General features: G+C 61.9%; 13 protein-coding genes. 10 read left to right on the top strand and 3 right to left on the bottom strand.

What is annotated here, in order from left to right; translation table 11 throughout:
- Position 1 precedes the first annotated feature (1 nt).
- A complete protein-coding gene (locus THI_RS12940; RefSeq protein WP_013106707.1) occupies positions 2-1,309 on the top strand; it encodes an RsmB/NOP family class I SAM-dependent RNA methyltransferase in 1,308 nt (435 codons plus the stop codon).
- Between the two features lie 111 nt (positions 1,310-1,420).
- On the top strand, positions 1,421-2,626 hold the full coding sequence (locus THI_RS12935) for a DesA family fatty acid desaturase (RefSeq protein ID WP_013106706.1): 1,206 nt from the start codon (positions 1,421-1,423) through the stop codon (positions 2,624-2,626).
- Positions 2,627-2,803: 177 nt separating this feature from the next.
- Here THI_RS12935 and rpmG read toward each other — a convergent pair whose 3' ends face one another.
- From rpmG to trxB, 3 genes are all read right to left on the bottom strand, one after another.
- A complete protein-coding gene (rpmG, locus tag THI_RS12930) occupies positions 2,804-2,974 on the bottom strand; it encodes a 50S ribosomal protein L33 (RefSeq protein WP_013106705.1) in 171 nt (56 codons plus the stop codon).
- Between the two features lie 41 nt (positions 2,975-3,015).
- Positions 3,016-3,249: a 50S ribosomal protein L28 gene (gene rpmB, locus THI_RS12925; RefSeq protein WP_013106704.1), complete on the bottom strand. Its 234-nt coding sequence runs from the start codon at positions 3,247-3,249 to the stop codon at positions 3,016-3,018.
- 76 nt (positions 3,250-3,325) lie between these two features.
- A complete protein-coding gene (gene trxB / locus THI_RS12920; protein WP_196794234.1) occupies positions 3,326-4,282 on the bottom strand; it encodes a thioredoxin-disulfide reductase in 957 nt (318 codons plus the stop codon).
- 212 nt (positions 4,283-4,494) lie between these two features.
- On the opposite strand from trxB, the gene THI_RS12915 reads away from it, so the two are divergent.
- From THI_RS12915 to THI_RS12880, 8 genes are all read left to right on the top strand, one after another.
- Positions 4,495-5,166, top strand: a complete 672-nt coding sequence (locus tag THI_RS12915) for a Crp/Fnr family transcriptional regulator (protein WP_013106702.1) — start codon at positions 4,495-4,497, stop codon at positions 5,164-5,166.
- Positions 5,167-5,373: 207 nt separating this feature from the next.
- Complete coding sequence (locus THI_RS12910) at positions 5,374-7,719, top strand: DNA translocase FtsK (RefSeq protein ID WP_013106701.1); 2,346 nt, start codon at positions 5,374-5,376, stop codon at positions 7,717-7,719.
- Positions 7,720-7,779: 60 nt separating this feature from the next.
- A complete protein-coding gene (gene lolA / locus THI_RS12905; protein WP_231836194.1) occupies positions 7,780-8,433 on the top strand; it encodes an outer membrane lipoprotein periplasmic chaperone LolA in 654 nt (217 codons plus the stop codon).
- Positions 8,430-9,842, top strand: coding sequence for a replication-associated recombination protein A (locus THI_RS12900; RefSeq protein ID WP_013106699.1), 1,413 nt, complete (start codon positions 8,430-8,432; stop codon positions 9,840-9,842). Before lolA ends, THI_RS12900 begins: the two co-directional genes overlap by 4 nt.
- Positions 9,843-10,201: 359 nt before the next feature.
- Positions 10,202-11,134, top strand: coding sequence for a branched-chain amino acid ABC transporter permease (locus THI_RS12895; protein ID WP_013106698.1), 933 nt, complete (start codon positions 10,202-10,204; stop codon positions 11,132-11,134).
- Positions 11,135-11,145: 11 nt separating this feature from the next.
- The gene (locus THI_RS12890; RefSeq protein ID WP_013106697.1) at positions 11,146-12,267 is read left to right on the top strand and encodes an ABC transporter permease subunit; all 1,122 of its coding nucleotides are present in this window, start codon (positions 11,146-11,148) and stop codon (positions 12,265-12,267) included.
- On the top strand, positions 12,264-13,034 hold the full coding sequence (locus THI_RS12885) for an ABC transporter ATP-binding protein (RefSeq protein WP_013106696.1): 771 nt from the start codon (positions 12,264-12,266) through the stop codon (positions 13,032-13,034). The genes THI_RS12890 and THI_RS12885 overlap by 4 nt, the downstream gene beginning before the upstream one ends.
- A gap of 2 nt (positions 13,035-13,036) precedes the next feature.
- Positions 13,037-13,750 (top strand): ABC transporter ATP-binding protein, encoded by a 714-nt coding sequence (locus THI_RS12880; protein WP_013106695.1) that lies wholly within the window; start codon positions 13,037-13,039, stop codon positions 13,748-13,750.
- Positions 13,751-13,778: the final 28 nt, after the last annotated feature.

The following is a 13,778-nucleotide window of genomic DNA, read 5'->3' as shown; positions in this document are numbered from 1 at the left end:
CATGAAACCGCGTGACCTGCTTTACACCGCGCGCGACGTGCTGCGCGATATGTTGCGTTTCGACGCCGCGGCCGATGCCGTGCTGTCGCGGCTGTTCCGTGCCAAGCCGCAACTGGGCAAGACCGACCGGCAGATCCTGGCCGACACGGTCTATCAGGTGCTGCGGCATCTGCGCTTGTTTCAGACGCTGGCCGCGACCGACGAAAGCATCGGCGGCGCCATGGAACTGCGTCTGGCCATTCTGGGCTGGTCGGGAAACGCGCAATCGCTGCATGCGGCGCTTTCTCCCGAGCAACTCGACTGGCGCAAACGCTTGCTGGCACAAGACGCGATGGCCCTGCCCGAAGCGGTGCGCTGGAGTCTGCCGGAATGGCTGGCGGCCGCTTTGCAGGCGAACTATGGCGCGGAATATCCCGCGCTGGCGCAGGCCATGTTGCGCCCGGCCCCGCTGGATTTGCGGGTGAATGTGCAGAAAACGCGGCGCGAAGCCGTGCTCGACGTGTTCGCCCGCCTCAATCTGCCCGCGCAGCCAACGCCTTATTCGCCGTGGGGCGTACGCCTGGAAGGCAAACCCGCTTTGCAGGATCTCACCGTCTTTCGCGAAGGCTGGGTGGAGGTGCAGGACGAAGGCAGTCAGCTGCTCGCCGTACTGCTGGCCCCGCGCCGCGGCGAAATGGTGGTCGACTTCTGCGCCGGAGCCGGCGGCAAAACCCTGGCGCTGGGCGCCATGATGCGCAGCACGGGTCGGCTTTATGCGTTCGACGTGGCCGACTACCGCCTGGCCAAGCTCAAACCCCGGCTGTTGCGCAGTGGGCTATCCAATGTTTACCCGGTCGCCATCGCACATGAACGCGATGAACGGGTCAGACGTCTGGCTGGCAAGGTCGACCGGGTGCTGGTGGACGCACCGTGCTCCGGCCTGGGTACCTTGCGCCGTAACCCCGATATGAAATGGCGACAGAAGCCTGAAGATATTGCCGAGTTGAGGACAAAACAAGCCAGCATCCTGCAATCGGCGGCAACGTTGCTGAAGCCGGGCGGGCGCTTGGTTTACGCCACCTGTAGCATCTTGCCGGAAGAAAACAGCGGCATCTTCAATGCCTTTCTGGCCGCGCACCCCGATTTCGAGCGTGTTCCCGCCGATACGGTTCTACGTCAGCAAGGCGTGGACGGCGAGGGCCTGGTGACCCAAGGGGACTTGCAGCTGTTGCCCAATCGTCACGCCACTGACGGCTTTTACGCCGCCGTGCTGCAGCGGCGCCCGACCTCATCTGATCGTGGCGAAGCCGATGCCACACTATCGGACTGACAAGGGCTTCTCGTTTGCACTGAGTGCTGTCGTCAGTGCAAGACCGATAATGCATGCAACTTTCGCCAACGGCGAAGTTCCAATTGTGTTGTATCGATCTGAAAGTTTCTGATGTTTGATGTGTTTTTGAATTGGGCCGGTCACGGCCTTTTGCGTGCATCGTGGTGGCAAATCGTCTTATTTGCGCTCATCACCACGCATATCACCATTGCGTCCGTCACTATTTTTCTGCACCGCGCTCAGGCTCACCGGGCGCTGGAACTGCACCCGATCGCCTCGCACTTTTTCCGCTTCTGGCTGTGGTTCACCACGGGCATGGTCACCAAGGAATGGGTGGCGATTCATCGCAAGCATCACGCCAAGTGCGAGACGGTCGACGACCCGCACAGTCCGGTGACGCGCGGCATCGATACGGTGCTGTTGCGCGGCGCCGAGTTGTACCGAACCGAATCGAGAAACGCCGAAACCCTGAGCAAATTCGGTCACGGCACTCCTGACGACTGGTTGGAGCGCAACGTTTATTCCCGCTTTATCTGGCAGGGCGTCGGGCTTTTGCTCATTCTCGATGTGCTGATGTTCGGCGCGATCGGCGCCACGGTGTGGGCCGTGCAGATGTTGTGGATTCCGATCTGGGCAGCCGGGGTGATCAACGGGCTGGGTCATTGGTGGGGCTATCGCAATTTTTCGGCGCGAGACCGCAGCCACAACATTTCGCCCTGGGGGTTGCTGATCGGCGGCGAAGAGTTGCACAACAACCACCACACCTATCCCACGTCGGCCAAACTCTCGGTCAAATGGTGGGAGTTCGATATCGGCTGGGCGTATATCCGCGCTTTGTCCTGGGTGGGTTTGGCCAAACCACGCAAACTGCCGCCGCAGTTCCGGCTGGGCGAGGTGCGCGCCGAGGTCGATCAGCTCACTTTGCAAGCCGTTATCGCCAACCGTTATGAGTTGATGGCGCGCTATGCCGCGGGGTTGAAGTCCACCCTCAAGGCCGAGCTGGCCCGAGCTGCAGAACAGGGCGCGGTGAGCCATCTGCCGACTTTGCGTGCAGCCAAACGCTGGATCGGCATCGAGCGCGAGATTCTGTGCGAGCGTTCGCGAGCCTTGGTGGACGCCGCGGCGAGCGCCAGCCCTAACCTGAGCAAGCTGCTGCACATGCGCGAAGAACTCAAATCGGTGTGGGAGCAGACCAATCTGAACGCCGACCAGCTTCGCTTGAAGCTCCAGGACTGGTGCTGCCGTGCCGAAGACAGTGGCTTGGCCCCGCTTCGGGAGTTGTCGCTGAGGCTGCGACGTTATACGCCGACAGCCTGAATTCTGATGTTTACGACGCCTGGGCATTCATGCCGGATGCCCAGGCTAAACATTGATGGAGCGCCAAAGGAGGCACCCATGAAAAAGAGGCGCCCACAAAAAATCCGCTAGTCAGGCCGCAGTGAATTTGAACACTGTGGCCGATCCAGCGGATCGTTCTTTGGTAGACAGATCAGATTACTTAATCTTGCCTTCCTTGTAATTCACATGCTTGCGCGCGACCGGATCGAATTTCATGATTTCGATCTTTTCGGGCGTGGTGCGCTTGTTTTTGGTGGTGGTGTAGAAATGGCCGGTACCCGCAGAGGATTCCAGCTTGATTTTTTCGCGTCCGCCTTTGGTTGCCATGATGGGTTCCGTGCAGTTCTAGGAAGGAATGGAGAGGGCGATCAGATCTCGCCGCGCGAGCGCAGCTCGGCCAGCACGACGTCGATGCCTTTTTTGTCAATGGTGCGCAGCCCAGAGCTCGTTACACGCAAACGCACGAAACGGTTCTCGCTTTCAACCCAGAAACGACGATATTGCAGATTGGGCAGGAAGCGACGCTTGGTCTTGTTGTTCGCATGGGACACATTGTTCCCGACCATCGGCCCTTTACCTGTCACTTGACACACTCGTGCCATGGCACACCTCGAAATTGTGTAGAACAAAGGCTAAAGATTATAGCCGGAAAGATTTGCTTGTCCACCGCTATCGGTGTCAAGACTCCGCATTCTCCAGATAGCGCTGTGCGTCCAGAGCGGCCATGCAGCCGGTACCTGCGCTGGTGATCGCCTGGCGATAAACGTGATCTTGCACGTCACCCGCGGCGAATACGCCGGGCACGCTGGTGGCGGTCGCCATCCCTTCGTTGCCGCTGCGGGTGATGATGTAGCCGTCCTTCATGTCCAGCTGGCCTTTGAAAATTTCAGTGTTGGGCTGATGGCCGATGGCGATGAAACAGCCATTCAGTGCGATGTCTTCGTCGGCGCCGGTCTGGCTGTTGTGGATGCGCACGCCAGTCACGCCACTGGCGTCGCCCAGCACTTCTTTCAATTCGCTCCAGAGCTTGAGTTCGACTTTGCCCTCGGCCGCGCGGGCCATGAGTTTGTCGACCAGAATGGGCTCGGCACGGAATTTGTCGCGGCGGTGAATGACGGTCACCTTGCTGGCGATATTGGCCAGATACAGCGCTTCTTCGACGGCCGTGTTGCCGCCGCCCACCACGCACACCGGCTGGTTGCGATAGAAAAAGCCGTCGCAAGTCGCGCAGCCCGAGACGCCCTTGCCCATGAAGGCCTCTTCGGTGGGCAGTCCCAGATATTTGGCCGAGGCGCCGGTGGCGATGATCAGGGTGTCGCAGGTATAGACGCCGCTGTCGCCTTCGAGGCGGATGGGTTTTTCGCGCAGATGCGCGGTGTGGATGTGATCGAACACGATCTCGGTGTTGAAACGCTCGGCATGCGCCTGAAAACGCGCCATCAAGTCGGGCCCTTGCACGCCATCGACGTCGGCAGGCCAGTTGTCGACTTCGGTCGTGGTCATGAGTTGACCGCCTTGAGCCAGACCGGTGATGAGCAGGGGGTTCAGATTGGCTCGGGCCGCATAGACGGCGGCGCTGTAACCGGCCGGGCCGGAGCCCAGAATGAGCACTTTGGCGTGTTTGGATGTCATGATGTGTGAGAAACTTCGGGCTGAGAGGATGGGGGAGGAGGTTGCGCTGCAACCGCTGCTGACGGACTGTCCTCGAAAATAGAACAAGGGCAAGCCGCCGCACAATAGATAAGATTTTAGGGGTGCGGCATATCGGGCGTGCGGCATGCGGCTATTTTCTGGCTTCTCCGCCTGCCTTCGAAATTGCCCCGCCGCCCCATAAACTGGAGAAACTGATGTCGCAAATCACCGATATTGACCTCGTTCGGCGCGTGCCGCTGTTTGCCGTGCTCACCGAATCGCAGGCCTGGTCGATTTCGCAATCCATCGTCAAGCGGCGCTACAAGCGCGGCGAGAACATCGTCGAGCAGGGCAGCAAGTCGAATGCCCTGTTCATTCTGCTTTCCGGCCGGGCGAGGGTGATCAGCATGGATGCCAAAGGCCGCGAAGTCATCATCGCCGTGCTGCATGCGGGCGATTACATCGGGGAAATGAGCCTGATCGATGGCGAACCGCACAGCGCCACGGTGCAGGCCGAGGTGCAGACCGATGTGATGATGCTCGGCCGGGTGGCGTTTCTGCAATGCCTGCCTGAAAACACCAGCATGTCCTTTGCGATCATGCGCGGGCTGGCGCTGCGTCTGCGTCGGGCCGACCGGAAAATTGAATCTCTGGCGCTGATGGATGTCTATGGACGTGTGGCGCGCGCGCTGATGGAACTCACGGACGAGATGCAGAACGAGCACGTCATCCGCAACAAGCTATCACGCCAGGATCTGGCCAAGATGGTCGGCGCCTCGCGCGAAATGGTCAGCCGGGTGATGAAGGACTTTGAACAGCAGGGTTTTGTGGTCGAGCGCGAAGACGGCACCCTATTGATCCGAGAGCATCTCTCGACTCTGATTTGATGCGAGCGGGGTGTGCACGGCCCCTCGTCCTCGCTCCTGATCCGTTGTCCCTTATCCGTCGTCTATATCCGCCTGCGATTCTGAGCCTGGGCGATCTGTCGCGTTGGCTTGTTTGCCCATGACCGCCGCGAAGGCGGCAAAATCCGCTCTGAAGCCCATTTTGATGGCGGGCGCGATGCATCACCCTGGATTTTGAACACCCCTCCCATGCCGAAAATCGATACCCGACGTCGCCCTTCCCAGGCGGCGCTCCGTTCTGAGCCGCGCAGCCGCCTGCAGCGTTTTGCGAGCGAGGTACGCCTGACGGCCGCCTTCATCGGTTGGATTTTGCTTTGCCTGAGTCTGCTGAGCTTTCACAAGTCCGATCCGTCCTGGTCGAGTTCGGGCACCAATGGCCATGTGGTCAACTGGGTCGGCGTGGTTGGGGCCTGGTTTTCCGATGTGGCCTATTTTCTGCTGGGCTTCTCGGCCCTGTGGCTGATTCCGCTGGGTCTGTACGGACTGCTGCGCATGTGGCGCAACACCCAGGCGCAAACACCCGCCGCCGAGGAGCAAACGCCAGTGAGCCGGTGGCGCAAGCTGCAGCCGCTGGCCGCCGCTGCGGGCCTGCTGCTGCTGCCGCTTTCCAGCGCGGCGCTGGAGTCGACGCGCCTGTGGAGTCTGGCTTCCGCCCTGCCGGGCGAGGCCGGCGGCTTGCTCGGGCATGGTCTGGGTATCGCCGTTGATACCTTGCTGGGCGACACTGGCGGCACTTTGGTGCTGCTGGCGGTCTTTCTGTTTTCGCTGAGCTGGGTCGGTCATTTTTCATGGGCCGATGCGGCCGAGCGCCTTGGCGGCTGGATCGAGCGGCTGTGGACCTGGCAGCGCGAACGCCGCGGACGCGAAGACGATGTGCTGGCCGGGCGGCAGGCCAAGCAGGAGCGCGAAAAGGAAGTCGAGTTGCAGCGGCCTTTGGTGGAAGAGCGCGAGGTGCTCGCTCCCGTGCTGATCGAGCCTTCGGTGGCTTATGTGCCGCAGTCTCCGCGCGTGCTCAAGGAAAAGCAGAAACCGCTGTTCAATGAACTGCCCGACTCTTCCCTGCCGGCCTTGGGGCTGCTGGATGCCGCGCCCTCGGTGCAGGCGGAAACCGTCAGCCACGAAACGCTGGAGTTCACTTCGCGCCTGATCGAGAAAAAGCTCAAGGATTTCGGCGTGGAGGTGCGCGTAGTGGCGGCCTATCCCGGCCCGGTCATCACCCGCTACGAAGTGGAGCCGGCCACTGGCGTGAAGGGTGCGCAGATCGTCAATCTGTCGCGCGATCTGGCGCGGGCCTTGTCGCTGGTGAGCATCCGCGTGGTCGAAACCATTCCGGGCAAGAACACCATGGCGCTTGAGTTGCCCAATGCCAAGCGGCACACCATCAAGCTGTCGGAGATTCTGGGTTCCAACAACTATCACGAAGCCGCCTCGATGCTGACCCTGGGTCTGGGCAAGGACATCGTGGGCAACCCGGTGGTGGCTGATCTGGCCAAGATGCCGCACCTGCTGGTGGCGGGCACCACCGGCTCGGGCAAGTCGGTGGGCGTCAACGCCATGATTCTGAGCCTGCTGTACAAGGCCGAACCCAGCGATGTGCGGCTGATTCTGATCGACCCGAAAATGCTCGAGCTCAGCGTGTACGACGGCATTCCGCATCTGCTCGCGCCCGTGGTGATCGACATGAAACAGGCGGCGCAGGCGCTGAACTGGTGCGTGGGCGAGATGGAGCGCCGCTACAAGCTGATGAGCAAGCTCGGCGTGCGCAATCTCGCGGGCTACAACACCAAGGTGCAGGAGGCCCGTGCGCGCGGCGAGCCGCTGACCAACCCGTTCAGCCTCACGCCAGAGTCGCCCGAACCGCTGGAGAAGTTGCCGCACATCGTGGTCGTCATCGACGAACTGGCCGATCTGATGATGGTGGTGGGCAAGAAGATCGAGGAACTCATCGCCCGCCTGGCGCAAAAGGCGCGGGCGTCGGGCATTCACCTCATCCTGGCCACCCAGCGCCCCAGCGTGGATGTGATCACCGGGTTGATCAAGGCCAATATTCCCACCCGCATGGCCTTTCAGGTGTCGAGCAAAATCGATTCGCGCACCATCCTCGACCAGATGGGCGCGGAGAGCCTGCTGGGCATGGGCGACATGCTGTACCTGCCGCCCGGCTCGGGCATGCCGCAGCGGGTGCATGGCGCGTTTGTGAGTGATGCCGAAGTGCACCGCGTGGTCGAAGACATCAAGAGCCGGGGCGGGCCGAACTATCTCGATGGCATCCTCACTGGTGAGGAAGATGTGGATGGGGCGGGCGCAGTGGGTGGCGCGGGCGGCTCAGACGGCGAGAGCGACCCGCTCTACGATCAGGCAGTGCAGATCGTGCTGCAGCACCGCAAGGCGTCGATTTCTCTGGTGCAGCGTCATCTGCGCATCGGCTACAACCGTTCAGCCAGACTACTGGAGCAGATGGAACAATCCGGTCTGGTGTCGGCGCTGACCGCCAACGGCAACCGCGACATTCTGGTGCCGGTACGGTCAGAGTGAACTTGCACCTGCATCACGCACCCGGATTTGAATTTTTTGAAAGACCGAATGATGATGTTTATGAACGCGCGCTGGCTCACCACGCTGATGCGGCTTTTTCTCGCGGGCGGTCTGCTCGGCGCCAGTCTGCCTGCGGCCTTCGCGGCGAATTCGGTGCAACTGCTCGAACAGTGGCTGCAGCAGACCCGGGGCGCCAGCGCCCAGTTCACTCAGACTGTGAGCAACCCCAAGGGCCCGGCGCAGGCGCCGGCTACCGGGCAGTTCGCCTTCGAGCGACCCGACCGTTTCCGCTGGGACTACACCAAGCCCTATGCCCAGGTTATCGTCAGCGACGGCAAGCAGCTCTGGACCTATGACCACGACCTCGATCAGGTGACCATCACCCCGGTCACGCAGGCGTTCAAGGGCACGCCTGCCGCGATCTTCGCCGGAACCGACCTGACCCGGCTGTTCACCCTGCAGGCCCAAGCCGATGCCGGCGGTCTGCAATGGGTGCAGGCCACACCCAAGGCCAAGGACAGCAATTTCGACTGGATACGCATCGGTCTGCGCAGCACGGCACAAGGCCCGGAAGTGGCCGAGCTTCAGTTGCGCGATGCTTTCGGGCAGATTTCCACCATGCGCTTCACCGCCATCAAACACAACCCGACCTTCGGCCCGGACAGCTTCCGTTTCACTCCGCCCAAAGGGGCTTCGGTCATCAGCCAGCCATGACCAGCGGCCCGGGCCTGTTCGACGACGCGGACTTGCCCGCGCCCGCCCGCCCGCTTTCTGCGTCCAAGCCCGCGCCTGGGGCCAACGCTCCGCTGGCCGAGCGTTTGCGCCCGCATCATCTCGGTGAAGTGGTGGGCCAACGCCACCTGCTCGGGCCCGGCAAGCCGCTGCGCGTGGCGTTTGAAACCCGGCGGCTGCACTCCATGCTGTTTTGGGGGCCGCCCGGCGTGGGCAAAACCACCCTGGCGCGGCTGATGGCCGATGCTTTCGATGCCGACTTTCTGCCGTTGTCGGCGGTGCTTGCCGGGGTGAAAGACATCCGCGATGCTGTCGCCCAGGCCCAGGCCGCGCAGCAACGGGGGCGGGCCACCATTGTGTTCGTCGATGAAGTGCATCGCTTCAACAAAAGCCAGCAGGATGCGTTTTTGCCGCATGTCGAATCCGGCTTGTTCACCTTTATCGGCGCGACCACGGAAAACCCGTCATTCGAGGTCAACAGCGCCTTGCTGTCGCGCGCCGTGGTGTACGTGCTCGAACCGCTGGACGCCGACGATCTTCGCTTGCTTTTGCAACGCGCGCTGGCGGGTGGCGGCGTCGAGGCCATCGAGCCCGCGGCGCAAGAACGACTCATTCGCCATGCCGATGGCGATGCCCGCCGCCTGCTGGGCGCGCTTGAGCTGGCTTTGCAGGCCGCTGTGCGAGCCGCTCAAACCACGCTCACCGCCGACCTGCTCGAACAAACCCTGGGCGCGACCCTGCTGCGCTTCGACAAAGGCGGCGAGCAGACCTACGACCTGATCTCGGCGTTGCACAAATCGGTGCGGGGCTCGGATGTGGACGCCTCGCTCTACTGGTTTGCGCGCATGCTCGAAGGCGGCGCCGATCCCCGCTATCTCGCGCGGCGGCTGATCCGCATGGCGGTGGAAGACATCGGCCTGGCCGACCCCAAGGCGCTGACCCTTGCGCTCGAAGCCGCGCAAACCTACGAGCGCTTAGGCAGCCCTGAAGGCGAGCTGGCGCTGGCCGAGGCGGTGGTTTATCTGGCCGTCACGCCCAAGTCGAACGCGGTTTACAAGGCCTTCAACGCCGCGCGCGCGTTTGCTCGGGAGCAGGGCACCCAGCCCGTGCCCTTGCACCTGCGCAACGCGCCCACCAAACTGATGAAAAACCTGGGCTATGGCAAGGACTACCGCTACGCCCACGACGAGGCCGACGCTTTTGCCGCCGGAGAAACCTATTTTCCAGACGGCATGACGCCGCCCCGCTTCTATCAGCCCACATCGCGCGGGGTGGAGGAGCGCATCGCCCGCCGCCTGCAAGACTTGGCTGCGCGCAATACCCGGGGTAGTGTGGTGTCATCTTTCGGGCCGGAAAGTGACAGTGCCGCAACTGAACCATCCAGCGACTGAGCGGCCTCAAACTGCGGGTTGACCCGGTGCCGGGTGACCCGAGGCAGGCGGTTATCATCGCGCCAGCCAAAAAAACAGGGGTCAGGACAGCCCGGCCCCCAGACAAAACCATGAAGCCTGTTCACCCTCGCCCGGCAGCATCGTTGCCGGGTGCCGCCGCGTACCAGACGCGGCATGCATCGTGCGCGCTCGCAGGCGCTCCACTTTCACACACGATGTCCTGGAGGCATGCACTCAACCGGTGCGGCGGTCCCGGCACGCGCTTTGCTTTCATCCCCGGTTTACTCGTTTCACCCCGGCCGCTCCAAAAGAGTCGGGCCGTCACTCACTAGCCATCCGCTCGTCAGGAGATTCAAGGTATGGATATTTTTCTTCAGCAGATCGTCAACGGTCTGGTTCTGGGCAGCATGTATGCCCTGATCGCTCTCGGCTACACCATGGTGTACGGCATCGTCAACCTCATCAATTTTGCGCATGGGGACGTGATGATGGTGGGGGCGCTCACGGCCTACACCGTGTTCAAGGTGCTCGATCATGTGGCCCCGCATCTTCCAGGTTGGTTGGTCGTGGTTATCGCCCTGATCATCGCCATGCTGGCCACGGGAGCGCTCAACTACTTTATCGAGCGCATCGCCTACCGGCCCTTGCGCAATGCGCCCAAGCTGGCGCCGCTGATCACGGCCATCGGCATGTCCATCCTGCTCGAAACGCTGGCGATGATCATCTGGGGGCGCGACTACAAGGTGTTCCCGTCCGGGTTGCTGCCGAGCAATGTCATCAATGTCGGCGGTATTGTCATCACGCCGGTACAGATCATGATTCTGATAGTTACGGCCGTGCTGCTGGCGGGGCTGACCTGGCTGATCAATCACACCAAGCTGGGCCGGGCGATGCGGGCCACGGCGGAGAATCCGCGCGTGGCGTCGCTGATGGGGGTGAATCCCAACTTCGTCATCTCCTCGGCGTTCGTGATCGGCGCCATGCTCGCTGCTATTGCCGGGGTGATGTGGTTTGCCAACTTCGCCACGGCGAACTTCTATATGGGCTTCACGCCGGGTTTGAAGGCCTTTACCGCGGCGGTGCTGGGCGGCATCGGCAATCTTTCGGGGGCCATGCTAGGCGGCATTCTGCTGGGGCTAATCGAGGTGCTGGGCGCTGGCTATATCGGCACGCTCACCGGTGGGGTGTTCGGCAGTAATTACCAGGACATCTTCGCCTTCATCGTGCTGATTCTGGTGCTGACCCTGCGCCCGCAAGGCCTGCTGGGTGAGCGCGTGGCCGATCGCGCCTGAGGAGACTGAACATGAACCAACAAAAGAACTGGGTCTGGATTGTGGCGGGCGCTGCTGCGCTCATCGCGCTGCCCATGGTGCTGCAGATCGCAGGTGATGCCTGGGTGCGGATCGCAGCCTTTGCCATGCTCTACATCATGCTGGCGCTGGGGCTGAACATTGTGGTCGGCCTGGCCGGGCTGCTCGATCTGGGCTATATCGCCTTTTATGCGGTGGGGGCGTATTTGTATGCGCTGTTGTCGTCGAACCAGCTCACGAGCAATTTCGATGCGCTGGGGGCGATGTTCCCCAATGGCTTCGATGTGTCGATCTGGCTGGTCGTTCCCATGGCGGCGGCGCTGGCGGCCAGTGCGGGCATTGCGCTGGGCACGCCCGTGCTCAAACTGCGCGGCGACTATCTGGCCATCGTGACGCTGGGCTTTGGCGAGATCATCCGCATTTTCATGAACAACCTGAACGCGCCGATCAACATCACCAACGGCCCGCAAGGCATTTCGGGCATTCACGGCATTCATCTGTTCGGCTGGGATCTGAACCAGAATATCAATATCGGCAGTTTCACCATACCCTCGGTGGCGCAGTATTACTACCTGTTCCTGGTCCTGGTGGTGTTTGTGGTGATACTGAGCTACCGCCTGCAAGACTCGCGCATCGGCCGCGCCTGGATGGCGATGCGCGAAGATGAAATCGCCGCCAAGGCCATGGGCATCAATACCCGCAACATGAAGTTGCTGGCGTTCTCGATGGGGGCGACTTTCGGCGGCGTGGCCGGGGTGATGTTCTCGGCCTTCCAGGGCTTCGTCTCGCCCGAGTCGTTCTCGCTGCTGGAGTCGATCATCGTGCTGGCCATGGTGGTGATCGGCGGCATGGGCCACATTCCCGGCGTCATTCTTGGCGCGGTGCTGCTTTCGGTGCTTCCCGAAGCGCTGCGCTATATGGGCTTCATCTCCGACTGGCAGCAGCACACTTTCGGCCATGTGTATATGGACAGCGGCATCCTGCGTCAGCTCATCTATGCGCTTGCCATGATCATCATCATGATCCTGCGGCCCAAAGGACTGTGGCCTGCGCCCGAACATGGCAAGAGCTTCGCCAAACTGCCCACTCCGCTGCAGGAAGGAGGCAAGGCATGAGCGACACGGTTCTGCGCGTGAGTGGCGCATCCAAACGCTTTGGCGGCTTGCAGGCTCTGAACGATGTCGGCATCCAGATCGACCGCGGCCAGATCTACGGCCTGATCGGCCCCAATGGGGCGGGCAAGACCACGTTTTTCAACGTCATCACCGGGCTGTATCCGCCCGATTCGGGCGATTTCATCCTGGCCGGCAAGGCTTACAAGCCGGCCGCGGTGCATCAGGTGGCGCGTGAGGGCATTGCCCGCACGTTCCAGAACATCCGCCTGTTTCCGGACATGACGGCGCTGGAGAACGTGATGGTCGGGCGGCATGTGCGTACCAATAGCGCGCTGATCGGCGCGGTGTTCCGCACCCGGCATTTCAAGACCGAGGAAAAAGCCATCCGCGAACGGGCGCGTGAACTGCTGGCCTATGTGGGCATCGAGCGGTATGCCGATTTCCGCGCCCGCACGCTGTCGTATGGCGACCAGCGCCGCCTGGAAATCGCCCGCGCTTTGGCTACCGATCCGCAACTGCTGGCGCTCGACGAGCCCGCGGCCGGCATGAACGCCACGGAAAAACTGCAGCTGCGCGAGCTGCTCACCGCGATCCAGAAAGACGGCCGCACCATTCTCATCATCGAGCACGATGTGAAGCTGGTCATGGGCCTGTGCGACCGGGTGACCGTACTCGATTACGGCAAGATCATTGCCGAAGGGGTGCCCGCCGAAGTGCAGAAAAATCCGAAAGTCATCGAAGCCTATCTGGGCGCAGGGGAGCACTGAGCATGTCCGAAATTGTTCTCAAAATCACGGGCCTGCGCGTCTCTTACGGTGGCATTCAGGCGGTCAAAGGCGTCGATCTGGAGGTACGCAAGGGCGAGCTGGTCAGCCTGATCGGCGCCAATGGCGCTGGCAAGACCACCACGCTCAAGGCCATCACCGGGCTGCAGCCCATCACTGACGGCGAAGTGCACTACGCCGGGCGCACCATCAATGGCCAGGGCGCCTACGACCTGGTGCGGCAGGGTTTGTGCATGGTGCCGGAAGGGCGTGGGGTGTTCACCCGCATGACCATTGCAGAAAATCTGCAGATGGGCGCTTACACCCGCAAGGACAAAGAGATCGACAGCGACATCGACAAGGTCTATGGCATTTTCCCGCGCCTAAAGGAACGCCGCGACCAGCTCGCCGGCACCATGTCGGGCGGCGAGCAGCAGATGCTGGCCATGGGTCGGGCGCTGATGAGCCGTCCGCAAGTGCTGCTGCTCGACGAGCCGTCGATGGGACTGTCGCCCATCATGGTCGACAAAATCTTCGAGGTAGTCGAAGACATCTCCAAGCAAGGCGTGACCATTCTGCTGGTCGAGCAGAACGCCAAGCGCGCGCTGGGTCTGGCCGATCGCGGCTACGTCATGGACTCGGGGCAGGTCACCATGACCGGTCCGGCCGAAGAGTTGCTGCACGACCCGCGTGTACGGGCGGCTTATCTGGGGGAGTGAGCGATCCGATGATCAAAAAGGCCTGCAA

The organism is Thiomonas arsenitoxydans, assembly GCF_000253115.1.
Classification (GTDB): Bacteria; Pseudomonadota; Gammaproteobacteria; order Burkholderiales; family Burkholderiaceae_C; genus Thiomonas; species Thiomonas arsenitoxydans.
Note: the sequence above shows the minus strand (reverse complement) of the source record. Positions and strands in the feature narration are given on the sequence as shown.